We start from the raw sequence: 25269 nt of genomic DNA on the forward strand, positions 1-25269 counted from the left end.
TTCAAGGGGAACCCTGCAAAAACAAGCGGAACTCTTCCGGCTGTCGGCTCCCAGGCAAAGGATTTCAAACTTGTAAAGACCGATCTTTCCGAGATAACGCTTTCCGACCTGGCCGGAAAGAAAACAATACTGAATATTTTTCCAAGTCTCGATACCGCCGTCTGCGCCAGCTCCGTTAGAAAGTTCAACGTGGAGGCGGCAAATGTGAGCGGTACGGTTATTTTAAATGTCTCTGCCGATCTCCCATTCGCCCAGAAACGTTTCTGCGGGGCCGAAGGGATAGAGAATGCGGTGACCGCGTCAACATTCAGAAGCTCATTCGCATCGGATTACGGCCTTGAACTGACCGACACGGTCCTCGCAGGACTCTGCTCGCGCGCGGTTGTAGTGCTGGATGGAAAAGGAAAGGTGATCTACACCGAACAGGTGCCGGAGATCACGCAGGAACCCGACTACGAAAAGGCCCTCGCTTCTGTTAAGTAATTAGGCTTTACCAGTTTTACAAATTTGCCTGTCGCTGTCATGCCCGTGCAGACGGGCATCCAGTGTATTGGCTTTAAGATTGAATCCCTCTTAAGTTAGTCCTTGCACCTGGGGAAACGAAGACAACAGGTAAAAACATCTGGATCCCCGCTGGAGTTTATCCCCGCAGAGGTGGGGACGGGGATGACAGAAGGGAGAATACTTCGTCGTGAAAATGGCGCGCTACCGCACTTGATTACTATGTTAGAGCGCGGCACGGGAACCTCTACGAGGCCGGCAGTGCAGACTTGCCTGCTCTTGCGGCAACGTCCTGTTGCCGCTCCATCAGGCCCGACTCCCTGGCTAAATTGACCTCCTGTCAATTTGCCCTCGCTATCCGCTCGGGCCGCCAGTACGCTTCAAGTCTTGCCGGGAGGAAATATATACCGGTCAGGAACTAATAAACTTCATCGTAAAAATGGCGCGCCCGGCAAGACTTGGTCACTCTCGCATTTTCTCCTGAAAATGCTCCATCGACCCCGATACGTTTTCTCGCCAAACGTCCTGTTTTGCGTTGCTCCCTCTTCGGTCGCAAACGAAAACTCACTTCAAGTCTTATTAACTGGCAGGATTTTTACAAGAAAGGCAGAAGCCTTTCTTGTAAAAATGGCGCGCCCGGCAAGACTTGAACTTGCGACCTACGGATTAGAAGTCCGTTGCTCTATCCAGCTGAGCTACGGGCGCATCAATAAGGCAGTAATGGAAGAATATACCACGCCACGACCGGACGGCAAATCGCGAAATGTGCAGCCCCGGCATTCCCCTTCGGCGTGGAATACTATCCTGAAAAATCCCCTCATCCGTAATTCACATCCGGGATGTTCGTCGACGCAAGGCAAATGCCGGTTTCCTCTGAGAACTCCCAACTGTTTAAAAGGGAAAAGATTGGAAAAATGAGATGCAACTCTACGGCGGCGGAGCCTTTACCTAAACCGTTACGAATAGGGTAAAGACCCCTTCCGCTCGCAGATCAAACCAGTGCCATTCTTGTTTCGAGTTCATCCTCTATTACCTTTTCTATTCCGCCCATCCGGTTTATAACCTTCTTCAATTTCCTGTATGCCTCGATCACTTCGGGAGGAATATCTTCACTAACCTCAAGATCGCTATACGATATGTATGCCTTTATCCCGTATTTCATGTTCACGCCGAAATACCAGATCTGTCCGCCCTGAAAATAGCCGTCTCTGGTATCGTTCGTATGCGGATAGCCTCGCGGTGAAGTAATAACTACATGCGGTGCGACGACCCATGCCTTTTCCAACTCCGGCTGCTCGTTAAAATAAACCTCCACATATGACTGCTTTTCCGCGGATGCAGGGGTAAATAAAAGACCCGACAATATGAATGTAAATATCAATGCTCTATTCATTTCACTTCACCTCATTTCTTTCCGGCAATACTTGCGGACTTTTATCAAGAGCCGCAATACCGTGGTAACCTTTTGCTTCCAGTATCGTCATTCGGGTCTCTAGTCTTAACCAATAAATATGCATACATCATGCCGATAGGTATTAAAAAAATGTTTTCAATGGGATAGAAAAATGTTTCATTTATTTATGGCAACAAGTACAGAGGTAAAAACGTGACAAACAATAAATATTTGTATTATTTATTTAACGGTATATGAGAGATGAACGATCAAGGAATTTTAATAAATGTACTGCGGTACAAAAAAGGCCCCTCTCGATGGAAGAGGGGCCTGAAAAAAACCAGAACAAAGGATAATTATTTATCCTTGAAGTACTCCTTCAGACCTTCGTTATTTGCCTTCATCCCTTTTTGTCCCTCTTTCCAGTTCGCCGGACAGACTTCGCCATGTTTCTCGGTGAACTGCAGAGCCTCTACCATTCTTACTGCTTCATCGACATTCCTGCCGAGATCGTTATGGTTTACCACCTGATGTTTCACGACGCCGTTCTTATCTATAAGGAAGAGACCGCGGTAGGAGATCCCCGCCCCTTCGACAAGCACGTCGTAATCGGCCGAGATGGTTTTGTTCAGATCCGAAACGAGAGGGTAGGTAACACCCTTGATGCCACCCTCCTTCACCGGCGTATTGAGCCAGGCGAAATGGGAAAACTTCGAATCGACGGAGACGCCAAGAACCTCGGTGTTCAGTTTATTGAAGGTACTTAGCTTCTCCTGGAATGCGTGAAGTTCCGTCGGGCAGACGAAAGTGAAATCGAGGGGATAGAAGAATAGAACAACATATTTCCCCTTGAAGTTCGATAAGGTGATTTTTTCAAATTTACCGTTTACAACCGCGTCCGCCGTGAAATCGGGCGCCTGCCTGCCTACCAATACAGCCATAATAATTCCTCTCCAAAATATATTTTTTCGGTTATCAGTTTAGAAACAGGTATATTCTGCCAAATTATATTAAAGAGGTCAAGTTAATCCAATTATAAACTAATCCTCCAATAATTCAAGGAGTTGAGGATGTATCTGGGGGTTCCCGGCACAGCATGTCTCCCCAAAAAGATCGAGGGGCTTGCCCTTCATATCGGTAACGATCCCGCCCGCTTCCGAGACTATCAGCGCGCCCGCGGCCATATCCCACGGTTTCAGCCTCTGCTCCCAAAAGCCGTCCAGCCGGCCGCACGCTACATACGCCAGATCTATCGCCGCCGCGCCGGGGCGCCGGAGCGCGCGGACCTCCATTATCACGCGGTTGAAATTGTTCAGATTGTTCCTTGAGCTTGTCTTCACGTCGTATGGGAAGCCTGTCGCGACCAGCGACTTGTCGAGTTGCGAAGTTTCTGAAACTTTAATGGAGTGACCGTTCATCGTGGCTCCGCCATCTTTCTTAGCGGAGAAGAGCTCGTCACGTAGCGGATCGTAGATCACCCCCAGCAGAATTTCGCCATCCTTAACCAGCCCGATGGAGACCGCGAACATAGGAAAGCCGTGCGCGAAGTTCGTGGTGCCATCGAGTGGATCTATTATCCATTGATAGGGAGAACCGCCGTTGATAGACGTCCCCTCTTCCGCGAGTATGCCGTGATCGGGGAAGCTCTCCGATATAGTGGCTGTTACCGCCTTTTCACAAAGAAGATCCACTTCGGTAACAAGATCTATCCTCCCTTTTAGTTCTATATCGAGGTTTTTCTTTTCGTAATACTCCCGCTGTATTTCACCAGCCTGTACCGCCGCGTCAAACGCGATATCGAGCATATCCTGTGTCCCTGGTTCCATAGCTGATTCCTTCCTGAAATTAAGAGGTCGAAGAGGAGGCAATCCATCCCCCGCCTATAACTATATCACCCCGGTAGAAGACCGCGGCCTGTCCCGGAGCTACGGCTCCGACCGCACCCATGAATATCACCTTCAGACTCTTTTGTTCGGTATCCTCCACTCTGCATTTGATTGGCTCCTGACGGTAACGTATTTGAACTTCGAGAACATCTCCGCTCTCGACCGGGAGGTGCCATGTGAGGTTTTCTACTGTCATCGACACCGTATGGAGATCGGTTTCCGACCCTACCACGACGGTATTCGTTTCAGGATGGATCGCCGTGACATATAGCCTGTGCGCGTGTCCTACTCCTAACCCTCTCCGCTGGCCTATGGTGTAAAAATGAGTCCCCATATGTTTCCCGACCACTTTTCCATCGGCTGTTACGATGCTCCCTTCCCTCGGCTCCACGCCGTACTCCGTCATGAAATTCTTGTAATCGTCATCCGGCACGAAACATATCTCCTGGCTCTCCGCCTTCATTGCGGTCTTCAGTCCAAGGCTCTTCGCCTTCTCTCTTGTCTCCTCCTTTGTCAGCTCTCCGATAGGAAAAAGTATTCTTGAAAGATTTATCGAAGGCGTATCAAACAGGAAATAGCTCTGGTCCTTGTTTCTGTCCGCTCCGCGTGCTATCAAATACCTCTCTCCATCCCTCACAACCCTCGCGTAGTGCCCGGTGGCGAGCTTATGTATCCCCATCTGCGCACCCTTTTCGATGAGCATTTCGAATTTTAAGACGCGGTTGCAGGCGATGCATGGGTTCGGCGTGCGCCCCGCCTTGTATTCATCAACGAAATATTCGACCACGTTCACCTTGAACGCGTCTTTCATGTTGAGCGTGTAGTGCGGGATGCCGAGTTTTTCTGCAACTCGCCTCGCGTCGTTCACGTCATCAAGTGAACAGCACCCCTGGCGCTGAACACCTTCCGGCTGGTTCCAGAGGCGCATCGTCACACCGACAGGCTCGTACCCCTCTTCAAGAAGGATCGCCGCCGCAACGGAAGAGTCTACCCCTCCGCTCATCGCAACCAATACTTTTTCTTTCATATCGACACTATAAGATATCGCGCAATAAAAACTAAATTAATTGGAAGCAACGATTCAATGAATGCGGGATTCGCGAAGTTTGCAGATAAGAATTATCATAGACAGTATCAAGGTAACGAGATTTGAAATTATTACAGGCCAGGCGTTAATGAAAATCCCGTACACTAGCCAAAGCGCCACGCCGGAAGAGAAGAGAATATACATCCCTAGCGACAAATCCCTTGCCGACCCTGTTTTAACAACCTTTACCAATTGAGGGATGAAAGAGATGGTTGTAAGGAGTCCCGCCAGAAAACCGGTGATAACCACATAAGTTTCGTTCATTTGCCGGCGGGCTCGAACACGAAAAGGACTATCTCTGATTCGGTGCCGAGCCTCATCGGGGGGCCCCAAGTTGACGTTCCGCTAGTGGTATAGAGGGATGAACCATCGTTCCTGAAATATCCGAACGGATACGACATCACCGCCTTGACCAACAGGCTCATCGGAGGAATCTGCCCTGCGTGCATGTGGCCGGCGAGGGTGATATCTATTCCAAGTTCCGCCGCCTTGTCGAATGGATCAGGCCTGTGAGACAAAAGGAGTTTTATCTTTCCTTTAGAATCATCAGTCAGCATCGCCTTTAGCACCGTTTCATAATCCCTGTATGTATTTCCCGCCGGATCGTCTATCCCCATCAAAAGGAGTTTTCCCGAAACTGTTTTTGTTTCGTTGCGAAGAACATGGATCTTGCTTTGCTTCAGAAATTCCTCGAATTTTTCAATCCCGACGTAGAATTCGTGGTTGCCCGCGACAGCGTATTTTCCCCTGCGCGCTTTTAATTTTTTCAACACATCAATATGTTCCTTCAGCGCTTCCGGGTCGTCGTCAATAAGGTCCCCGGTTATGACTATCACGGCCGGCGATACGCCGTTTACCATCTCGACCACATTTTTGAGCCAGTCGACCGATTTAAACCTAGTCAGGTGCAGATCGGAGAGTAGAACAACCTTGTATCCCTCCAGCCTCTTCGGGAGATTCTTTACAGGTATATGCAGTTCCTTGAAAGTGGGCGCCCCCGAAGCGTTATATATGGAAAGAAGCGAAAGGAAAAGCGTCAAGACAAGGGTGATTATCGTCAGCTCCTTTGGGTGCTCGGGGAAAAAATAGAGAAAAAGCTCCCTTAATATGAAAAGACCTAACGCAAGGCCGATGGCGCCAAGCCATACCGATCCAAAGTAAAACAGGATGTTCGAATTTACGATCCGCATGAAGAAATGGCCGAGCATGAACGAAGCGGCGGCTGTGTACATGAAGATGCGCAGATATTTTCTCTCTTTTTCCGAAAACCGGAGATCATTCACTATCCTGTAATAGACAAGGTAGTGAATTCCGAAATAGACGGTTGAAAAGATGAGGAGGAACAATAAAAACCTGATCAATGCGCTCTCCCTAATTCAAAATGGCAAAACATGCCCTTGAGCCGTTTCGAGGTAATATACAACATTTTTTATCCGCTGGAATACATCTGCTCCTGTCCGGAAAAATATTCATCGGCATTGGAATGATATCGCGTATCGTTTAACCACCTAATCGAGAAGCCGCTTTAGCCTGTCGATAAGCGCGAGCGCCTCAACAGGGGTCATGTTATCAAGGTCGGTATTTTTAAGTGTATCAATTACCGGATGATGCCTCGCGTCGAAAAGGGATATCTGCTCCTTCTCCTTTTTCCCCTCCCTCGATCTTTCCTTTACCCTGAGGGCCGGTTTACCGTCGGGGGCGAATTCCATTTTTTCCAGGTCGGCAAGGACTCGTCTGGCCGATTCGAGGACGGCCGGAGGGAGTCCAGCGAGCCGCCCCACCTGTATGCCGTAACTTTTATCTGCCGGTCCCTTCTCGATCTTCCTCATGAATATCAGTCGGTCGTGGTACTCCTTCGCGCTTACGTTATAGTTCGCCACACCCTCCATCGACTCCGCCATGTCGGTCAGCTCATGGTAATGCGATGCGAAAAGCGTTCTCGCCTTTAAGTGCGCGAGATGTTCCGCCACCGCCCACGCGATGGAAATTCCGTCGAAAGTGCTTGTCCCTCTCCCTATCTCGTCGAGAATAATGAACGAGCTCTTTGTAGCATTGTTGAGAATATTCGCGGTCTCAACCATCTCCACCATGAAAGTGGAAAGCCCTTTCTGCAATCTGTCCTGCGCGCCTACGCGTGTAAATATCCGGTCTGCTATCCCGACCACTCCGCTTGTCGCGGCGATGTATCCCCCCATCTGCGCCATCAACACAGCCAACGCGCTCTGCCTGAGATAAGTCGATTTTCCCGCCATGTTCGGCCCGGTGATAATCTTCAGCGTCTCCCCCCCGTCGCCAAGCGTTACGTCGTTTGGAACGAAGTTCTCCTCCGTCATCAGACGTTCGATGACCGGGTGGCGCGACGCTTCGAGATAGAGTTCGGAATTTTCCGTCAGCTCAGGTTTGCAGTAATTGTTCAGGCGCGCCGTTTCTGCGAGCGATACCGCCACATCCAGCCTGGCGACCATATGCGCGGCCTCGCCGATGCGGGTGAGGAACTTCAATGTTTCATCCCTCAGCTCCTCCACAAGCTTCGCCTCCATTGTGCGCGCTCGCTCTTCGGATGTGGCAAGTTTCTCCTCTATCTCCTTCAGCTCCGGCGATACATACCGCTCGCAGTTGAGAAGCTCCTGTTTTTTTATCCACCCGTCCGGCGCCTTGCCGGAATGCTTCTTCGTTATTTCTATGTAGTAGCCATGTATCCTGTTGTAGCCGAATTTCAGGGAGGAGATACCGGTCTTCTCCTTCTCCGCCTGTTCCATATCCTTTATCGCGTCGGCAGATTTTTGCGAGAACGACCGAAGCTCGTCCAACTCCGCGCTGTAGCCTTCATTTATGAAACCGATATCCTTGAACGTAGCCGGGTGGTTGTCGCTTACGGCGCCCTCCAGCAGAGCGCGGAGTTCATCGAGATTGTCCCACCTTGCGGAAAGATCGCTTATCACCCCGCTGTCGAGCCCCTTCACCGTGCCTATGATACCGGGGAGGAGAGCTACGGAATTTTTAAGCGATGAAAAATCGCGCGGGTTGAAATTCTTTCCCGCGATACGCGAAGAGGCGCGCTGAAAATCGGATACTCTTTCAAGTATCGCCTGCAGTGACGCGCTCTCCCTGAAATTCTGGAAAAAGACGGTGACGAGCTCCTGCCTTTTGAGTATCGTCTCCTTTTTCTTGAGCGGTTTTAATATCCGGTTCCTCAGGAGCCTCGCCCCCATCGGCGTCTTTGTTCTGTCGAGAACCTCCAGGAGTGTTCCGTCGCGCGAGCCGTCCGAGAGGTTTGAAACAAGCTCCAGGTTCCTTGTTGTCGCCGCGTCCATCTCCATCTCTTCCCCCGCGTGGAGATACCTTATCGACGTCAACGAACTCAGCCCACCGGGGCTCTGTTTGGCGATGTACCCTACCGCGCCGCCGGCGGCTCCGATGGCGGCTATCCTGTTTGCCAGACCGAAACCTTCGAGAGATGACACTCCGAGAAGTTCGCACAATCTTTTTCGCGCCTCATCCGAATCGAAATTGACGAAATCGAATTTTTCCAGTTTCAGATCGGAATTCTCAAGCGACCCGGCCAGAGGAGAACCGTTCTTCATGCTGTCTGGCACGACTATCTCCTTCGGCGCGAGCCGCACCAGCTCGTCCATCACCTTTTCAAAACGCTTTTCGCCATCGAATTCCTGCGCGTCGAACGTTCCGGTCGAGAGATCCACAGAGGCGAGACCAACAAGCCCATCCTCCTCGCAAAGGGCGACAAGATTGTTCGCCTCCTTCTCGTTCAGCAGATAATCTTCCGTGAGCGTTCCGGGCGTTACCACCCTTACGACCTCTCTTGCGACAAGCCCCTTTGCCTCCTTCGGATCCTCCACCTGCTCACAGATGGCGACCTTGAATCCCGCATTGACCATTCTTGAAAGATAGGTAGTGAGAGCGTGATATGGAACGCCGCACATCGGCTCATCCCTCTCCTTGCTTCTTGAGGTAAGGGCTACATTCATGGTTCTCGCGGCGATCTTCGCGTCCTCGTAGAACATCTCGTAAAAATCCCCCATGCGGAAAAAGAGGATGCAGTCCGAATAGTTCTTTTTTATTCCGAGGTACTGCCGCATCAGCGGTGTTGTATCTTTACTCATCCGGCCCTGCTCTTAGAGCACTATCCCCTTGAAGGATTCAATGAGCGCGTCGTATGTCTCCCTTATATGCTGGGGAAGGACGCGCACCTCGCCTACGACCGGCATGAAGTTCGTATCCCCCGACCATCTGGGGACGACATGCATATGGATATGTTCGTCAATCCCGGCCCCGGCGGGGGACCCGACATTCATCCCGATGTTGAACCCATGCGGTTTGAAACGCTCCTGAAGTATCTCGACGCTTTTTTGAACAAGGCGTCCATTCTCATCCATCTCCTCGCCGGTGATGCCGGTCAGTTCGCTTGTATGTCTGTACGGAATGACCATCAAATGACCGTTGTTGTAAGGATAGATGTTGAGCACGATGAAATTTGTTTTCCCCCGGTAGAGGATGGAGTTTTCCCTGTCCTTCTCCTCCCCCTGCATTTTGCAGAAGACGCACTCCTTCTCTTTTTCCCGAAGAACGTACTCTATCCGCCAGGGAGCCCAGAGCTGTTTCATGATCTTCCGTACCCCGCGAGCATCAGTTTTCTCTGCATCTCTTCCATTTCCATTGCCCCCTTTTTCGATCTCTCATGATCGTACCCCAGAAGATGCAAGACCCCATGTACAAGAAGGAAAAGGAGCTCCCTTTCGTTTGAGTTCCCTATTTTTTTCGCCTGCCGTCTGGCATACGGAATTGAGATCGCAATATCGCCGATGGTTTTCGGTCCAGGACCCTCCCCACCGGGAAAGGAGAGGACATCGGTAGCCTTGTCGATACCGCGAAATTCCCTGTTCAATCCCCTGATTTCAGCGTCGCCGCAAAAGAGTATGGAGAGTTCCCCGTCGGGATTACCCAGTTCCTCCAAGATTGTCCGCAGCCTCGTTCTTATCCTCTGTATGTTCGGCCTGGTCAATCCAGATCTTATTGTTATCATTATTTTCGCCAGCTTCCTTGCCCTCCGGGTATTTGACTCTGTAGTGAAATATACCGTGAAGGATGCGCACAAAGCTATTCCCTATTTTTTTAAGGTCCCTGAGGTTGAGCTGGGATTCGTCCAGCTCGCCGTCAAGGAACCTGTCCTGGATGATCTTGTAGACCACCTGTCTTACCCGCGTGGAGTTCGGATTCTGCAGGCTCCTGGTGGCAGCTTCGACCGAATCGGCAAGAGCGAGAATGGCGGATTCGCGCGACGTGGGCTTTCTTCCCGGATACTTGAAATCCTGTTCCTTTACAGCCGAAACGCTCGGCTGTTCCATGTCCTTCGCCCTTTGATAGAAATACTTTATTGTCTGCGTGCCGTGATGTTCGATGATCATGTCTGTCACCTGCGGTATGAGCTTGTACTTTTTGGCGAGCTCAATTCCGTCGGTCACATGCGAAGTTATGATGAGCGAGCTCATCGACGGATTGAGGTTGTCATGCTTGTTCTTCCCCTCCTTCTGGTTCTCGATGTAGTAGTCGGGCCTCTCCATCTTCCCTATGTCGTGGAAATATGCTCCGACCCTCACAAGAAGGGGATTCGCGCCGACAGCCTCCGCCGCATCCTCGGCAAGGTTGCCCACAACTATCGAATGGTGATACGTCCCCGGCGCGACAACCGCCATCCGCGAAAGGAGAGGATGGTTAAGATCGGAAAGTTCCAGCAGTTTGAGATCCGACACAACGGGGAAAAATCTTTCTATCAAAGGGAGAACCGTGAGGGCCAGTGTTACGACCATAAATCCGCTCATCGATCCGAAAAGAAGATTATATGTATCCTGTTCCGTGAAGAGATTGTTCTCAAGAAGATCCCCGGTAAAGATCACGGCGATGTTCGCGCCGACCAGGTGGAGACCGGCCCGCCAGATGTCGTTCCTTATCTTTATTCTGCCGACGTGGGTAAGCGCCGTTATACCCCCCGCGAGCGCCACCCATGAATATACGTTCGATGATGTAAACATCAATCCCGTTGAGAGGGTCACTAGAAGCGTCATCAGCACCGTTGCTTCCCTGTTGAAGAATATCGCTATCAAAAGCGGGGCGAGGGCGAACGGTGTCGCGAACAGATATGAGCTGAACACGACGTCCGATTTCTGGAGGGCAAACGTCGAGGCCGCAAGGGAAGACATTTTCAATATCGACGCCTGACCGATGAAAACCAGTGCGAATAGAAGCAGGTAATACCTGTTTCGTCCTATCTCCGGTAGAAAGTGGTAAAGATAGATCCATGAAGAGAGGACTATGAGCGTGATGAAGAGAATAGTCCCGGCGACCGACTGCGCTTTCCTCCCCTTGCCGAGTCCGCCACGCACGGCATTGAGCTTCAGGAGCTGTTCCTCCGTAATCCTGTCGCCGCTCCTAGCGATAAGCTCCCCTTTTTTCAGAACGGTCGTTACCGGAATCACCGCGTCAATCGCTTTCTTGCGGCTCATTGCGGTCTTTTCCTCGTTGTACCTGATGTTCGGCTTCAGGAGGGTTTCACATATTTTAATGACCTCCCTTCTCAGCGACGGGTGGTTTCGAGAGACAAGCGCCAGCGCTTTCTGCCTTATCTGTGAGCGTGCTTCCTTAATTCCGTATACTTCATCAACCCTAAGGGAGTTCACGGCCCTTTCCGCCTCCCTGATGTCACCGCCGGCAGTTGAATCCGCGGCAAATGAAACGCCTCTTCCGGGGATATTCAGATCGTTCTTGTTCTCGATAACGCCGCGCATGAGGAGTTCAGAAAGAATACTCTTTACCCATTCGGCGATCTGCGGCCTGTAATGGTGCCACCTTAATACCTTGCCGGTATCCTCCGTATATTCGATGCCGAGTTTTTGATAGAAGGATTTTTCCAGCTTCCTGAACGATTTCGTCTGTTCGTAGCTCGTAAGTATCTCAAGGTAGTTTTTCCTCTTCTCCAGCGCCTGCGGTGTATTGTCGAAACGGAGTAGTTCCGATTCCTCAAGCTCCGCGCTTATATGCCTGTACGCCTGAGGACTTTTTGCCATGTATCCTTCCCGCATAGCGTTGAACGCTTCGTCAACCCGCGAGGATATCTCCTTTATGTGTCCTAAACTGAAATCGTAAACATCGGGAACGGAATTGAACGCCGCCTCCCTTTTATTATCAGTACCTTTTACATCCTTCGCGAGTATATTCCTCGGCGAATAGATATTCTCGGGGACAATGTCGCCAACTTCGAATTTCTGCGAGACTATCAGGCCCGATGGAATGAAAAACCATGATGAGAGAAGAATGACGACCGTACCGGCGATGAAATTTACAAGGTTTTCCCTCCTTTTCCACCACCCCTTTTTCCCGGAGCCGTTGATCGAATCCTTCTTTCTGGCGTCAACACCCTTGAGCCTTACAACTTTTTTCTGTTTTCCCTTTGCCATTATCCGGAGTTTCCATTCTTTTCTTCGTGAGTTTCATAAGCAGAGACTATCTTTTCCACCAGCGGATGCCGCACGACATCCTTTTTCGTGAACTGGATGATATCTATTCCGTCGATCCCCTTTAGAATATTATGCGCCTGTACTAGCCCTGACATCCTGTCCCTCGGAAGATCAATTTGCGTTATGTCGCCGGTGACTACCGCGCGGGAATTTGTTCCAAGCCTGGTGAGAAACATTTTCATCTGTTCCGTGGTGCAGTTCTGCGCCTCATCAAGGATGATGTAGGAATCGTTCAGGGTTCTCCCCCTCATGTATGCGAGCGGTGCCACCTCTATTTCGCCATGCTCTATCATGGTTGCCAGTTTTTCCGAACCGAGCATATCGTAGATGGCGTCATACAGGGGGCGAAGATATGGAGTAATCTTCTCGTTCAGGTCGCCGGGGAGAAATCCGAGGTTTTCGCCCGCCTCGACCGCCGGCCTAGTAAGGACTATTCTGGCGATCTTTTTGCTGAGAAGTTCGGAAACTGCCATCGCCATCGCGAGATATGTCTTGCCCGTACCCGCCGGGCCGATAGCCACGACTACTTCGGTTTTCGTAAGGGAATGTATGTACGCTCGCTGAGTGAGCGACCTGGGCATGATGACCTTTCGCTTGGTCTTTATCCTTACGTCGGATGAAAACATCTCCTTAAGCGAAACGTCGTTGTGCTCCTTGAAGTAGGAGATGAAGAACTTTAGCTCCCCCGGAGAGAGAATCACTCCGCTTTCGACAAGCTCGTTGAACTGCACCAGCATTTCGGACAGCTTTATTACGCTCTGCTCTTCGCCGGAAATGAATATGGAGCCGTTTCGCGCAACTATCTCCACGTTGAATGTTTTCTGCAAATACCGCAACTGCTCGTCGTTCACGCCGCAAAGCTCGCGGAAGTGATGAAACTCCGAGATCTGGACGGTCTTGCTACCGGGGTCCGCTATGGTAGATCCCACCTGAAATCAGCTCCCGCCGGAGTAAGGCAAAACATATTGTGTGAACGGAAAAATACCGCATTGAAAGGGCTCAAAAACCAATCCAAAAAATGGAATACGCTTTCATATAAAAACTCCTCACTTAACTTCCAATATTACCATATATGGAATGAAAAACATCGGGTCGCTTTAATATCTCCCGGTTCAGGGTGCAATCAGGGGAGTTTATAAACTTCTTTCCTGATATCTGCATTTCATCCCAGCGGATAATATTACCTGCCTGAAAAATAGAGGGGGTAAAAATATATTCTTCTCACTCATTTGAATTATTAATTATAAATAACCGGATATCCGGGTTAAAATATTAACGGTAAAGAAACTTTTCATTTTCCGGATTAAGGGGAATCATGGCACTCAAAGCAGGAAGCAAGGCACCGGCCTTCAGTTTGCCGAATCAGGATGAGAGAAAAATAAACCTGAAAGATTATTCCGGTCAATGGGTCGTCCTCTATTTTTATCCAAAAGACAATACCAGCGGCTGCACCCTGGAGGCGCAGGAATTTACAAAGGCCGTAAGGGATTTTGAAAAACTAGGCGCTGTAATTCTCGGCGTTAGCGCAGATACAACAAAATCCCACATGAATTTCGTGGAAAAAAAGGGATTGGGGATCAATCTGCTGAGCGATACTGAGAAAAATATGCTTAAAAAATACGATACCTGGAAGCTGAAGAAAATGGCCGGCAAGGAATATATGGGGATCGTCCGAACAACCTACCTCATCAACCCTATGGGGAAAATTGCCGAAGTGTGGGACAAGGTAAAGGCGAAGGGACATGCCAAAGAGGTTCTAGATAAACTGACAGAACTGAAAGGGGGGTAGGCCGACCGCCTTTTCCTTCCTGCTCAACCGCCCCCTTTAATAGCATCCGCAAAATCAACTATCCCGATTTACCGACGCTTTAAAAACCTTACATATCATCATCGAACGGAATAGCATCTTCAGAAGAGAGCGGTTCATCTTTCATACTGCGCTGGGCAACAGCGGATGCTCCCCTCGCCTTGTTATGGCCAACGGCCGGTTTTTTGAACTTCCCCGGCAAAGGTAGTTTAGGTTTCTCCCTTTTACCCTTATCAGTCAAATATGCCGCCTTGCCCGAACGCTCCTTGATCATCGAAGTGTCATTCTTCTGAATGTCTATACCGACCACGTTTGAAAGTGTGCTTACCATTTCAAAAAGTTTTTCCGATTGCGCATTCAGCTCTTCAGAGGCGGCGGCAGTCTGTTCCGAATCCGCCGCTGTCCCCTGCGTAACCTGATCAATATCCATAATGGATCTGTTCACATTCTCAACCCCCTGGGCCTGTTCGTGGGAGGCGGCGGTAATTTCCGTCACGTTATCCTTTGCCTTTTTAATGCCGTCCGCGATCGCCTTTAGGTCCGCGGCCGCTTTCTCCGCTATCTTCCCACCCTCTTCGGATCTTTGGACCGCGTTTGAGATCAACTGGGCGGTATCCTTGGACGCCGTCGCGGAACGCTGCGCCAGGTTTCGAACCTCTTCCGCAACCACGGCAAACCCTTTGCCATGCTCCCCGGCGCGCGCCGCTTCCACGGCGGCGTTGAGAGCAAGAAGGTTCGTTTGGAATGCTATTTCCTCAATTACCTTAATTATCTTTGAGATCTCCGAAGAGGATTCTTTTATGGAATTCATAGCGGATGTCATCGAAGCCATCGATTCAACCCCTCGGGTGACCATATCCTCCGTCTCCCTGATTATCTGATTTGCCCTGCTCGAATTTTCCGCATTCTGTTTGGCGCTTGAAGATATCTGCTCCATTGCCGTAGTGGTGCTCTGCACGGAGGAGGCCTGATTGGTAGCCCCGGACGCAAGCGACTGGCTGGATGACGATATCATCCCGGATGCTGAAGCAACCTCCAGGGCGCCGCTCGTTATCTGACTGCATATGCCGGAGAGTTTATTGCGAACATTGGAGACAATGAAAAGCGAAACCAGCGCTCCGAGTATCGAGCCGAGCACCATCATAATTGCACCGATCCTGCGCGACAGCTCGGCGCCTGCTTTTAAACTCGTCAATACACGTTCCAGTTCCTCTCTCGTAAACTCAACTATCGCCCCCATGCCGTCCCCTATCTTCTCGGCGTAAGGATCGAATTTTTCCATCATCTTGTTCCCCTCTTCGGGGCCTTTATCGATGTAAACCTGGGCCATCTCTTTTCCCATTGTATAGAAACCTGAGAAATCCTTTTCAAGCGCTGTCAGTTTGTTTTCCCATTCGGTGCCGCGGAAAAGTTCCTTCAATATTTTTGATTGTGCATAGAAAATTTTCTCGAAATTGGCCGCTTCCGTAAATCCGTCGTCAAAGCCTTCCATCCCCCTTGTGGCGGATATATCGGTAAGCCACTGCTGAACCTGTACGACTGCAAGCTTCATCTCGTTTGCCGCCTGCCTTCGCTTGCTTACCAGAAGGAGCTCTTCCGCTTCGCCTATCGACTTGGTACCAGAGTAGACCGAATACCCGCCAAGCAACATTAATAGCGCCAGCAGAACGGAGAACCCTGTATATATCTGTTTGATTACGCTCATAGAAATACTCACCTTATAATTAAAGTAGGTGTGCCAAACTTGATGCGAATAAAAATCTCTTCAAACCGGACTGCTTCAACCGGAATGAAAAACCAACTAACTTTTCCCCTGATTGCCATGATAATATAAAAACATAGGTATTACCATATATATAGAAGGGAAGAGGAGTGACTCTGAACGAAATTTCCGATAAGCCCGCAAAACCGGTCGTGGTGTTTCCAAACTCCGGCCAGACGAAGGCCCGGAATATGGAATCTCAAAATACCTACATAAACGAACCTTTCAAGAACTCGACCGTACCCCGTTCATCAACCATACCCCCTGAAATCAAAGGGAATATGGTCAGAGCCGTAGTGGCCTGACGCCAGCGCCTCCAAAGACCGAGTCCTGATAATCTAAATTCCATTTTTTAAAGTTGATATAAAAAAGAATGTCGATTCAAGCGGCAAAGAGGAAACAATCGTTGCGATAAAGGACGAGACCGCTCACGCCCGTCGCGTCCCGACAGGAGCGATGAGATGCTACTGCAAGCTCTCCTTTACTCTTTTTTCCTGTCCAGATCGAACGCTATAACGATCGCCGGGATGAATAAACAGACAAAAAGGCCGATATGGTCCTGCAGGTTCCGTTCCCTCCCCATAACCGATGAGGCAAAAGATTCTTCCAGCATCGTTAATGGAAAATATAGCGCGGTCAAGGCGATGACTATTCCGATTTTTTTAAGCATCTTCACCCTCCCTCAATTTATAGGTTTTTCAAACACGCTTGGTATTATTTTATCATTTTTGATGTAATAAAAGCCCTTGGAAACATCTGATTCCTCCATATATTTATTTCGAATATAGTAATGTTTCTTTGGAATTTCATTGCCGCGTGAAACGGCATTTTTGAAAATTTACCGGTTTGCACAATCCCGCGCGCTTTTTTCGTTATTTGCGCGGCGCGGGATTGGAAACCGTATATAGGGATTACGCGGTCTTGATCTCTATCTTTTTCGGCTGAATCTCTTTCGCTTTCTTGAGCGTAATTCTCAGCACTCCATTATTTACAGAAGCGGAAATCCCGTCCCTGTCGATATCGTCCGAAAGTCTGAACTGCCGACTGTATCCTTCGGCCTCATTTTCCGCGTAGTATCGCTTGTAGCCCTCCGGGACTCTGTTCTCAACCTTCGCTTCAATGGTCAGGATGTTTTTTTCAAGCGAGAGGTCGACCGATTTTTCGTCGGCTCCCGGAACATTCGCCACAAGAAGGAGCGATTCCTCGTTCTCGAAAACGTCTACTTCAGGAACAGAGTATTCGCGCACGACATCACCCTCGCTGGCGGCAACGCCGCTTTCCTCCTTCACTCTATTTTCACTTGTAATCATTTTTTTCTCCTTTCAGAATTACGAATCGCTTTTTACCGCGATCTTCCTCGGTTTTTCATCTTCCGGTTTCACAACTGTCACAGTGAGAATTCCCTTGCTGTAATCTGCGTCTATCCCTTCAGCCTTCGCGCGGAATGGGAGACGTATAGCTCTTTCGAATTTTCCGGAATACCTTTCGCTCCTGAGAACGCCTTCCGTGATTTCTCCCTCCGGCAATTCTCCCCTGATGGCAAGGCTGTTGCCGAGAACCGAGATATCGAGTTTCTCCGGATCAATACCCGGAATGAACAAACGTATTTTCAGCGAATCTTCATTGCTGTAAACATTCAGCTGAGGATACTCTCCTGCTCCGGGCAGCCCGTTACCGTTGAATAACCTGTTTAGCTCTCTTTCCATCCAGTCGAGTTCCCGGAATGAATTGAGAAGCCCGTTCCTTGAAAATCTTCCAACTAACATATCAAAAGCCTCCTATCGATGAATTTAATATTGTTTCGCCTTTTGCTTTTTAAATAAAACCGATATCGGCCTTGTCAAGGTGGTGAAAGAAATAATTGCGGACTGGAATATTTATCGCCTTGCCGGAGGGAACCGGCAAGACTGTGGAAATATAAATTTAGAGGTAGTCGACAAGCTCCTCAGCCGGAATGAATCCGGTGAAGCGTTTTTGCTCAATCCCCTTGTCGTCGAAAATAATGAACGTAGGCACACCTTTGATACCAAACCGCTCCTTGGCCTTTGCCTCGCTCTCTTCAAGGGTGGTCAGATCAATCATCAGCGGAGTGAACCTCGCCGCCTTCTCTATCACGCCCGCGTCCGAAAACGTGAACACCTTCAGCTCGCGGCAGGGGACGCACCAGTCGGCGGTGAAATAAACAATAGTAGGTTTTCCGTCGGCTACCGCTTTATCATACGCCGCATCCGAAAATATTTTAAATGGAATGACCGCTTTTTCCCCGCCGTTTGGAAGCACGAGGAATACGCCGCCGGCCATGAAAGCGGCGGATACAATAATCCTCGCCACCCTGAAGCCCTTTTGCCGGATAACCCTCCCCGACCAGAAAAGATACAGCCCTCCAAGTATCGCGATGGCGGAGGCAGCAGGCACGATGGCGGATTTTGGCAGAAGCGGCTGAGCGAAATAGAGCGCCATGCCGACCAGTATCACGCCAAAGATATTTCTAACCCACTCCATCCAGACGCCGGATTTCGGAAGCGTCTGGAGCGCACCGCTGAATATCGCCAGAAAAACGAACGGAAGGCCGAGACCGACCGCGAGAACAAAAAAGAGAATGAAGCCCAAAAATGGATCCTGCTTTTCGCCTACGAAGGTCAACAGCGCGATAACGAACGGGCCGACGCACGGGGCCGCTATGATCCCAACGGTAAGACCCATGAAGAACGTGCCGAAAAATCCGCTGTAGTTTTTCGAGCTTAAATTAAGGAGCGACTGCGGAACCCTGATATCCCACACGCCAAACATCGAAAGAGAGAGGAGGAGCATTACGGCGACAAGCAGAAGTATCACTACCGTGTTCTGCATCAGCTCTCCGAAGAGCGTACCTGTGAGAGCGGCGAACGTCCCTATGACCGAGTACATCGCCGCCATGCCGAGGAGATATACAAACGCGTGGACAGTGGTTTCGGCCTTTGACCTTCCGATCGCCTTGCCGAAGAAACCGATGGTTACCGGGATGATCGGATATACGCATGGCGTAAGGTTCAGCGCTAGACCGCCGAGAAAAACAAGTAGCAGCATGCCGGGGAGGGTGGAAGTTTCAAAGCCCGACATCACCGACTTGTCGTCCGATGTGGAGCCGAATTTTTTGAATATCTCCTGGTTTATTGGCGAACCATCGCTCCCCGCTTCAACGGTTACGGACGCCTCCAGTGTGATCGGCATAAGACAGATATTATCTGTGCAAGCCTGATACTCAAGCTCCGCTTTCAGCAGAACCGGAGCGTCCGGCGTATCGGTGATCGTGACATTAGTTGATATGTAGACTACACCCTCGTAAACGGAAAGTTTGTCCTCCGAGAACTGGAACTTCTTCATCTCGGCTTTCGGATAGGAGATCCTGCCGAAAGTAACTTTGTCATCCGATGTGGTGAAAGCCGCGCGAGTAGGGATTAGCGCGTCGCTCTTCGGTTTATTTGAATTCGTATGAAACCCGTGCTTTATGTCCATCTCGAGAAGGAGGGTGTAGCTTTTCCCCTGTTCGAATTTTGAGGACGGCAAAAGGAGACGGATGGTAACAGGCGGCTCCTTCTCCACATCCGGAAAATCTGCAGAAGAGGGCTGCGCGGACATTATCGATTCCAGGTCGGGCGTCGGTGAAGAATTTTCAGCCCCCGGTATGGAAGACATCATATCCGAGGGAGCGGCATATGCGTTTATCGAAAGAAGAATTAGTGCGAGAGAGAAGAATTTTATAATTTTCATGTGCGGCAAATTCCCATCAAAAACGTGTTGCAGATAAATTATATTGGCAAAAACGTATTTTATTTTAGATTACCGGGAATGACCAAGAATAATTTGGCGGAAAGGGCTTCACTTCCAGCTGTAGATATCGGCGTCTATGCCGTCGCCCCCCGGCTTTCCATCCTGGCCAAGAGAGACGATCTCGAAATCCCTGTTATCCGGCCCCGGGATATTGTAGATGTACGGGTTCCCCCATGGATCCATGGGGAGTTCCTTTTTCAGGTAATCTTTCAGCGCCGCAAGCCCCAGCTCGGAATTCGGATACCTGTGGTTTTCTAGACGGTAGAGGTCGAGCGCCTCTTCCAGCATCGCTATCTGTGCCTTGGCGTCCTTCTGTTTCGCCGTGTCGACATGTCGGAACAGGCGGGGTCCAACGAGTCCTGCCAGAAGGCCGATAATCACCATGACGACTATCAGCTCAACCAGGGACCAGCCCCCCTCGTTGCCGAGGCAATGTCGAAGCCGGATGAAATTTAATCTCTTTTTCATTTAGCTGATAATTATACCAGAAAGAAACGGAAACATCTGAGGAGGTCTGGCAGTCAGATGTGTGCCTCGACAGCGCCTATTTATAAGCTGTTTTTCGGCAAACGACACACCGCAAAAATATAGATTGTTACGCTATTTTCACAATTGTCGGGATCCGGAACAGGTTATCAGCAAGTTTCAAAAGTGGATAGTTTGATTATCTTATCTGTTGCCCGGTATGCATGCCGAGCATGCGCGATAGCGACCTCTTACTCTCACAGGAGAAAATAATTCGAGAATCCATTTTTATAACAAGCGGTCAGTTATCCTGCTAAAATCCCCACTAGGCTTTTTGCGTGGCCCGGGTGGCGGAATTGGTAGACGCAAGGGACTTAAAATCCCTCGGTCGCAAGGCCGTGCCGGTTCGATTCCGGCCCCGGGCACCAAAAGAGGCCACATAATAAGGCACTCCCGCATCGGTTACTACGCTGTAACACAATTTATGACACCCCAATTCTATGTATGAAAAATTATCGTTTCATTTTGTAGAGCTATTAATGTAGATTGGTATAAAGGGAGGGATATTCGACATGGGGAAATTTGTTAGTATTCTTGAACTTCAGGATCCTATAGAAGCGCACTTTGTATCAGGTCTTTTACAATCGCACGGTTTTAACATTCCACCTACCCAGGGAGCCATAGATGGTGAAAGCATGATGAGTGGACGAAAAATCCCGATACTCGTTCCTAAAGAGGAGGCGGAAGACGCAATAAAACTTCTGGAAACCACAAGGAACTCTGTTGAAACCGATACTGTGCCTGAAATAGAAAATCATGAGAGCACGGGGAGTTTCGAGATCTACAGGAAAACTATCTGGCTTCTCTCATCGATCCTTTTGTCATACACCGCCATATCGGCTCCATCATTAACCGATCACGAGATATTTTATAAACTGTTACTATGGAGCCTGGCTATTTTAGCGCTTGGTGCATACCTCTTCTCGAAGGATGATCGAAAACATCCGAGAAGGTAGTTTCCGTTTTACCGGTTCCTGATCCCGGGCTCAGGATCGACAGGATATCGCCCCGTTTTTGGGGCGCTGTCATCGTCGACGCACAAAGGGAAAAATTATTTATGTTTTCTTCTTGTTCCGCGCGATGAAGGGCGTTTCCCCTTACCTTTCTTTGCGGGGCGCGGTTTTCCGATGCCCGGAACGCTTCCAGGGAGTACAAGGTCTATCTCCTTTTTCATCATATCGACGGTATTTACCTTTACCCTGATCGGAGCGCCAAGCCTGAAACTCTTTGCGGTGCGCTTCCCTATCAGTGCGTGCTTCTTTTCGTGGTATTCGTAATAGTCGTCGGCAAGCGATGTGAGACGGAGCAGTCCTTCAACGTAAACCCCCGCAAGCTCCACGAATATCCCAAAAGAGGTGACGCCCGAAATTATACCGTCGAACTCTTCCCCCTCGCGGTTTGCCATGTACCTGATCTTAAGGAAATCGACAAAGGCTCGTTCCGCGCTCTCCGAGTTCCGTTCCATTTGCGAACAGTGCACCCCCGCCTGTGAAAGATAATCCTCGTCGGCCTCTGAACTTTTTTCGCCGCGGAGTTTCTGTTTTATCAGCCTGTGGACTATCAGGTCGGGATACCTCCTTATCGGCGAAGTGAAATGGGTGTAATGTTCGAATGCCAGGCCGAAGTGGCCGATATTTGTCGGCGAATACTGCGCCTGTTTCATGGTGCGTAGCATAATGAAATTCAAAAGTTTCTCCTCAGGCTTTCCTTCGGCGGCTGATATTATTTCCTGCATCCTGCGGTGGAGGTCGTCGGGATTTCCCCTGCTTACATAACCGAGGGTTTCGGCAAATTCAAAAAACTCATTCACCTTGAGGCTGTCCGGCTCTGCATGTACCCGGTAGAGCGAAACATCCTCCGAGAGGAACCGCGCCGCCGCCCTGTTTGCGGAAAGCATGAACTCCTCGATGAGCCGGTGTGCGTCGTTTCTCTCCGCCCTGATAATATTCTCCGGTTCCCCCTTCATATCAAGAACGATGAACGGTTCCGGCAGGTCGAAATCAAGGCTCCCCTCCTCGATCCTCTTCTTTCGCAACAGCAGGAAAAGCTTTTTCATCATGAGGAGATTTTTTACTTTCTCCGCGTCCTTCTCCTCTTCCGGAGCCTCGAGGATTTTGGCGACTTCAGTGTAGGTGAAGCGGTGTCGGCTCTTTATGACCGAATCGGCAAAACGGTATTCAAGCATATTCCCGACAGGATCGAATTTCATGAAAGCGGAGAGAGTAAGCCTCGGCACGTTCGGATTGAGCGAGCATATCTCATTCGATAATCTGAACGGAAGCATCGGGATAACGGAGCCGGGAAAATAGGTAGAGTTCCCCCTTTTATACCCTTCCGTATCGAGAGGCGTTTTCGGTATTACATAGTTTGAAACGTCCGCTATGTGAACCCCCAGTTCAAATCCCCCGGCGCTCTCCTTTATCGAGACCGCATCATCAAAATCCTTAGCGGTTTCGCCGTCGATGGTCACCACCCATTCGTTGCGGAGGTCGACCCTTCCGCGAAAAGCCTGCTCGGCAGGCTCGCTTATCTTATCGGCATTTTTTTCCACTTTTTCCGGGAATGAGGTCGGGAGCCCGTACTCCTGGAGGATTACCCCTTTTTCCGTATCCGGTTCCCCGGGATACCCAAGAATCTCCAGCACTTCGGCTGACGGGATATCATGCGCTTCCGGGTAGGTGACGATCCTGCCGACTACGATTTCACCACCCTTTGCCTTTAGCGTCTTGCCGGGATGCACCTGGAAATTATGGATGACCCTTTTTTGAGTGGGGATTATAACCCCCCCCTTCCCCCTGCTTTCGAATATGCCGGTAACGCTCTTGTAGGCCCGTTCAAGAATTCTAATAACCTTCCCGTCCCGCTTGCCGTCGGGGCGCGTTCTTTCCACACGGCAGACAACCGTATCGCCGTGCATCGCCTCCCGGAAATTCCTCGGCCCTATGAATACGTCTTCCACATCCCTGTCATCCGGAATGACAAAGCCGTAGCCATCCGGGTGTCCCATGATCTTCCCGATAACAAGGTTCATGCTGTCGGGGAGACCGTACCTTCCCCCCCGTATCCTGACTATCTCCCCGCTCTTTATCAGGGGTTTTACAAGCCTGTTGAAGGAGGTTCCGTACTTGGGTGGGAGCATTTTTTTCAGTTCACCCGCGTGGCGCGGCTTGTCGAGGTAGTGGCGCAAAAGCGTGAGAAATTCGTTTTCGACCATACCCATAATTTACCGCAGTAACGGGGAAATAGGGGGGAAAAGAAAAATTGGCAATGTTTGAATTTTCCCCTAAAGAATATTTTTCGTTTTGCCGGGTCTTTAGGAAAATTTCTCAAATTCCGAATCTTTAGGCAGTACAAGTTTTGTAAATAAACGTGAATTGAAAGGAAGGTGATCGCGTACGGCCAAATAGTAGAAAGAAAAGAAATTACATGGATAGGTTACTAAAGGCAAGGATGCCGAATAATTATCAAGGAGGATTTTAAAAATGGCACTACGAGTTTATACGAACAATTTCTCTGTTTCCGCCCAAAGGCACTTGGGAAACAACAACGACAACCTCAAGACTTCTCTTGAGAGACTCTCTTCCGGTATGCGAATCAACCGCGCGTCAGACGACGCCGCCGGTCTTGCGATATCCGAAGGGATGAGGGGCGATATTCGCTCCATGAAACAGGCTATAAGGAACGCCAACGACGGTATTGGCATGATAAACACGGCTGAAGGCGCCCTCGGCGAACAGGCTTCGATGCTTATAAGAATGAGGGAGCTTGCTTCACAGGCCGCAACTGGTACGATCGGCTCCGCGGAAAGGATCACGATCAACCGCGAGTTCCAGGCGCTGAAAGACGAAATTGACCGCACCGCGGCAGTCACCGAGTTCAACGGCCAGAAACTGCTCGACGGCTCAATGAGCACAGCTGGCTCTTTATCGGTTGTTATTCAGATAGGTATTGCGGCAACAACCAACGACAGGATCAGCTTCAATAACTCCATCGACCTTACCGCTATCACCAGCACAGGCCTGGCCATCCAGAATCTCAGCGTTACCGGCGTTTCGGACGCTCTTTCATCGCTGGCAGGGATCGACTCCGCCATCGCGAAAGTTACCGACGGACGAGGCCGCCTCGGCGCACTGCAGAACAGGCTTGTACACACACTTCAGAGCCTCGCGGTTTACACCGAGAACCTGACAAATGCCGAATCACAGATTAGGGACGCGGATTACGCGGCGGAGATCTCGGAATTTACCAAGAACCAGATCCTTTCGCAGGCTTCGACGGCGATATTGGCACAGGCCAACCTCGTACCGCAGACAGTACTGCAGCTCCTTGGATAATCCCGGGCAGCTCTGGTTATTGACTTAATGGAACGATTTGATGGGAATTGAAGTTACCTGACCCGGTTGCCCATCCCGCCTGCTAAAAGCGCGCGGGATGGGACAACTGGATAAATAACTTTCAGGCAACACTTTTCCCCTAATGAAATATTTTGGTCTGCCGCGACTATTAAAAAATCGCGGCAGGCCGATTATTAAGAGAGAACAATCTTTCTTCAAGCTTATGAAATAGGGAATTGAATGATGGGAAACAAAGTGGCGGTCCGCGATTCCGACTTTCGCATGTTTTTGACATGCGAGATCGGACGCAATGATGAACGGCAGGGTGCGCCTTTTTTCCCATATGGCTATACAGGATTACTCCGCCTGTCTGGAGTTTATGTAACTCCAGGTGGATGAACATTGCAACTTTTTGGAAAAGAGGAACGAAATGGATTGATCGATGGGAAATGAAGTCGTGATCCGCGACTACGCCCGTTCTGCATCTGTATGACATGCGAGATCGGGCGCAGGGATGAACGGCAGGGTGCGCCTTTTTCCCATATGGCTATACAGGATTACTCCGCCTGTCTGGAGTTTATGTAACTCCAGGTGGATGAACATTGCAACTTTTTGGAAAAGAGGAACGAAATGGA

General features: G+C 49.8%; 23 protein-coding genes and 2 tRNA genes. 6 read left to right on the plus strand and 19 right to left on the minus strand.

Annotation, left to right across the window (positions count from 1 at the left end; translation table 11 throughout):
- Window positions 1-483 (plus strand): thiol peroxidase (tpx, locus tag OEY64_11665; protein MDH5543609.1); only part of this gene is annotated, 483 nt, incomplete at its 5' end.
- Window positions 484-1129: 646 nt separating this feature from the next.
- Here the strand turns inward: tpx and OEY64_11670 are convergent.
- The 12 genes from OEY64_11670 to OEY64_11725 all read right to left on the minus strand — a co-directional run bounded on the left by OEY64_11670 (window position 1130) and on the right by OEY64_11725 (window position 13325).
- Window positions 1130-1206, minus strand: a tRNA-Arg gene (locus tag OEY64_11670).
- Between the two features lie 286 nt (window positions 1207-1492).
- Window positions 1493-1894, minus strand: coding sequence for a hypothetical protein (locus OEY64_11675; GenBank protein ID MDH5543610.1), 402 nt, complete (start codon window positions 1892-1894; stop codon window positions 1493-1495).
- A 356-nt stretch (window positions 1895-2250) separates the two neighbouring features.
- Window positions 2251-2835: a peroxiredoxin gene (locus OEY64_11680; GenBank protein MDH5543611.1), complete on the minus strand. Its 585-nt coding sequence runs from the start codon at window positions 2833-2835 to the stop codon at window positions 2251-2253.
- A 99-nt stretch (window positions 2836-2934) separates the two neighbouring features.
- Window positions 2935-3762 (minus strand): inositol monophosphatase, encoded by an 828-nt coding sequence (locus OEY64_11685; protein ID MDH5543612.1) that lies wholly within the window; start codon window positions 3760-3762, stop codon window positions 2935-2937.
- Window positions 3740-4807, minus strand: a complete 1068-nt coding sequence (gene mnmA, locus OEY64_11690) for a tRNA 2-thiouridine(34) synthase MnmA (protein MDH5543613.1) — start codon at window positions 4805-4807, stop codon at window positions 3740-3742. Before mnmA ends, OEY64_11685 begins: the two co-directional genes overlap by 23 nt.
- Before the next feature lie 54 nt (window positions 4808-4861).
- Window positions 4862-5131 (minus strand): SemiSWEET transporter, encoded by a 270-nt coding sequence (locus OEY64_11695; GenBank protein ID MDH5543614.1) that lies wholly within the window; start codon window positions 5129-5131, stop codon window positions 4862-4864.
- On the minus strand, window positions 5128-6228 hold the full coding sequence (locus OEY64_11700; GenBank protein ID MDH5543615.1) for a metallophosphoesterase: 1101 nt from the start codon (window positions 6226-6228) through the stop codon (window positions 5128-5130). Before OEY64_11700 ends, OEY64_11695 begins: the two co-directional genes overlap by 4 nt.
- Window positions 6229-6375: 147 nt before the next feature.
- Window positions 6376-8988 carry a DNA mismatch repair protein MutS gene (mutS, locus tag OEY64_11705; GenBank protein ID MDH5543616.1) on the minus strand — a complete coding sequence of 871 codons (2613 nt, stop codon included), beginning with the start codon at window positions 8986-8988 and terminating at the stop codon, window positions 6376-6378.
- Window positions 8989-9000: 12 nt separating this feature from the next.
- Entirely contained in the window at window positions 9001-9489 is a 489-nt protein-coding gene (locus OEY64_11710; GenBank protein ID MDH5543617.1) for an HIT domain-containing protein, read from the minus strand.
- Window positions 9486-9839 (minus strand): rRNA maturation RNase YbeY, encoded by a 354-nt coding sequence (ybeY, locus tag OEY64_11715; GenBank protein ID MDH5543618.1) that lies wholly within the window; start codon window positions 9837-9839, stop codon window positions 9486-9488. The genes OEY64_11710 and ybeY overlap by 4 nt, the downstream gene beginning before the upstream one ends.
- The gene (locus OEY64_11720) at window positions 9823-12336 is read right to left on the minus strand and encodes an HDIG domain-containing protein (GenBank protein ID MDH5543619.1); all 2514 of its coding nucleotides are present in this window, start codon (window positions 12334-12336) and stop codon (window positions 9823-9825) included. The genes ybeY and OEY64_11720 overlap by 17 nt, the downstream gene beginning before the upstream one ends.
- A complete protein-coding gene (locus OEY64_11725) occupies window positions 12336-13325 on the minus strand; it encodes a PhoH family protein (GenBank protein ID MDH5543620.1) in 990 nt (329 codons plus the stop codon). The genes OEY64_11720 and OEY64_11725 overlap by 1 nt, the downstream gene beginning before the upstream one ends.
- A 386-nt stretch (window positions 13326-13711) precedes the next feature.
- On the opposite strand from OEY64_11725, the gene bcp reads away from it, so the two are divergent.
- Entirely contained in the window at window positions 13712-14185 is a 474-nt protein-coding gene (gene bcp / locus OEY64_11730) for a thioredoxin-dependent thiol peroxidase (protein MDH5543621.1), read from the plus strand.
- Between the two features lie 88 nt (window positions 14186-14273).
- Here the strand turns inward: bcp and OEY64_11735 are convergent, their stop codons facing one another.
- On the minus strand, window positions 14274-15908 hold the full coding sequence (locus OEY64_11735; GenBank protein MDH5543622.1) for a methyl-accepting chemotaxis protein: 1635 nt from the start codon (window positions 15906-15908) through the stop codon (window positions 14274-14276).
- 167 nt (window positions 15909-16075) lie between these two features.
- Between OEY64_11735 and OEY64_11740 the strand changes: the two genes are divergently transcribed.
- Window positions 16076-16270, plus strand: a complete 195-nt coding sequence (locus OEY64_11740) for a hypothetical protein (protein MDH5543623.1) — start codon at window positions 16076-16078, stop codon at window positions 16268-16270.
- A 176-nt stretch (window positions 16271-16446) separates the two neighbouring features.
- On the opposite strand, the gene OEY64_11745 is transcribed toward OEY64_11740, so the two are convergent.
- The 5 genes from OEY64_11745 to gspG all read right to left on the minus strand — a co-directional run bounded on the left by OEY64_11745 (window position 16447) and on the right by gspG (window position 20243).
- Window positions 16447-16635, minus strand: coding sequence for a hypothetical protein (locus OEY64_11745; protein ID MDH5543624.1), 189 nt, complete (start codon window positions 16633-16635; stop codon window positions 16447-16449).
- Between the two features lie 241 nt (window positions 16636-16876).
- Window positions 16877-17275 carry an Hsp20/alpha crystallin family protein gene (locus tag OEY64_11750; protein ID MDH5543625.1) on the minus strand — a complete coding sequence of 133 codons (399 nt, stop codon included), beginning with the start codon at window positions 17273-17275 and terminating at the stop codon, window positions 16877-16879.
- Between the two features lie 18 nt (window positions 17276-17293).
- Window positions 17294-17731: an Hsp20/alpha crystallin family protein gene (locus OEY64_11755; GenBank protein ID MDH5543626.1), complete on the minus strand. Its 438-nt coding sequence runs from the start codon at window positions 17729-17731 to the stop codon at window positions 17294-17296.
- A 157-nt stretch (window positions 17732-17888) separates the two neighbouring features.
- Window positions 17889-19715, minus strand: coding sequence for a thioredoxin fold domain-containing protein (locus OEY64_11760; GenBank protein ID MDH5543627.1), 1827 nt, complete (start codon window positions 19713-19715; stop codon window positions 17889-17891).
- Between the two features lie 108 nt (window positions 19716-19823).
- Window positions 19824-20243 carry a type II secretion system major pseudopilin GspG gene (gene gspG / locus OEY64_11765; protein ID MDH5543628.1) on the minus strand — a complete coding sequence of 140 codons (420 nt, stop codon included), beginning with the start codon at window positions 20241-20243 and terminating at the stop codon, window positions 19824-19826.
- Window positions 20244-20581: 338 nt separating this feature from the next.
- On the opposite strand from gspG, the gene OEY64_11770 reads away from it, so the two are divergent.
- Both OEY64_11770 and OEY64_11775 read left to right on the plus strand, forming a co-directional pair.
- Window positions 20582-20668, plus strand: a tRNA-Leu gene (locus OEY64_11770).
- Between the two features lie 144 nt (window positions 20669-20812).
- Window positions 20813-21256: a DUF2007 domain-containing protein gene (locus tag OEY64_11775; protein MDH5543629.1), complete on the plus strand. Its 444-nt coding sequence runs from the start codon at window positions 20813-20815 to the stop codon at window positions 21254-21256.
- Window positions 21257-21351: 95 nt separating this feature from the next.
- Here the strand turns inward: OEY64_11775 and rnr are convergent, their stop codons facing one another.
- On the minus strand, window positions 21352-23520 hold the full coding sequence (rnr, locus tag OEY64_11780) for a ribonuclease R (protein MDH5543630.1): 2169 nt from the start codon (window positions 23518-23520) through the stop codon (window positions 21352-21354).
- 262 nt (window positions 23521-23782) lie between these two features.
- Here rnr and OEY64_11785 point away from each other — a divergent pair, with 262 nt between their 5' ends.
- Window positions 23783-24634, plus strand: a complete 852-nt coding sequence (locus OEY64_11785) for a flagellin (GenBank protein ID MDH5543631.1) — start codon at window positions 23783-23785, stop codon at window positions 24632-24634.
- The last annotated feature ends 635 nt before the right edge of the window (window positions 24635-25269 follow it).

The organism is Nitrospinota bacterium (genome assembly GCA_029881495.1).
In the GTDB taxonomy this organism is placed as follows: Bacteria; Nitrospinota_A; UBA7883; order JACRGQ01; family JACRGQ01; genus JAOUMJ01.

Bases quoted from the DNA above. Each gene is read 5' to 3' on its own strand.
- OEY64_11750 (MDH5543625.1), bottom strand. From the start codon at position 17,275: ATGATTACAAGTGAAAATAGAGTGAAGGAGGAAAGCGGCGTTGCCGCC.
- OEY64_11755 (MDH5543626.1), bottom strand. From the start codon at position 17,731: ATGTTAGTTGGAAGATTTTCAAGGAACGGGCTTCTCAATTCATTCCGG.
- OEY64_11710 (MDH5543617.1), bottom strand. From the start codon at position 9,489: ATGAAACAGCTCTGGGCTCCCTGGCGGATAGAGTACGTTCTTCGGGAA.
- gspG (MDH5543628.1), bottom strand. From the start codon at position 20,243: ATGAAAAAGAGATTAAATTTCATCCGGCTTCGACATTGCCTCGGCAAC.
- mutS (MDH5543616.1), bottom strand. From the start codon at position 8,988: ATGAGTAAAGATACAACACCGCTGATGCGGCAGTACCTCGGAATAAAA.
- mnmA (MDH5543613.1), bottom strand. From the start codon at position 4,807: ATGAAAGAAAAAGTATTGGTTGCGATGAGCGGAGGGGTAGACTCTTCC.
- OEY64_11775 (MDH5543629.1), top strand. From the start codon at position 20,813: ATGGGGAAATTTGTTAGTATTCTTGAACTTCAGGATCCTATAGAAGCG.
- OEY64_11735 (MDH5543622.1), bottom strand. From the start codon at position 15,908: ATGAGCGTAATCAAACAGATATATACAGGGTTCTCCGTTCTGCTGGCG.
- rnr (MDH5543630.1), bottom strand. From the start codon at position 23,520: ATGGGTATGGTCGAAAACGAATTTCTCACGCTTTTGCGCCACTACCTC.
- OEY64_11785 (MDH5543631.1), top strand. From the start codon at position 23,783: ATGGCACTACGAGTTTATACGAACAATTTCTCTGTTTCCGCCCAAAGG.
- OEY64_11695 (MDH5543614.1), bottom strand. From the start codon at position 5,131: ATGAACGAAACTTATGTGGTTATCACCGGTTTTCTGGCGGGACTCCTT.
- OEY64_11675 (MDH5543610.1), bottom strand. From the start codon at position 1,894: ATGAATAGAGCATTGATATTTACATTCATATTGTCGGGTCTTTTATTT.
- OEY64_11720 (MDH5543619.1), bottom strand. From the start codon at position 12,336: ATGGCAAAGGGAAAACAGAAAAAAGTTGTAAGGCTCAAGGGTGTTGAC.
- bcp (MDH5543621.1), top strand. From the start codon at position 13,712: ATGGCACTCAAAGCAGGAAGCAAGGCACCGGCCTTCAGTTTGCCGAAT.
- OEY64_11760 (MDH5543627.1), bottom strand. From the start codon at position 19,715: ATGAAAATTATAAAATTCTTCTCTCTCGCACTAATTCTTCTTTCGATA.
- OEY64_11680 (MDH5543611.1), bottom strand. From the start codon at position 2,835: ATGGCTGTATTGGTAGGCAGGCAGGCGCCCGATTTCACGGCGGACGCG.
- OEY64_11745 (MDH5543624.1), bottom strand. From the start codon at position 16,635: ATGCTTAAAAAAATCGGAATAGTCATCGCCTTGACCGCGCTATATTTT.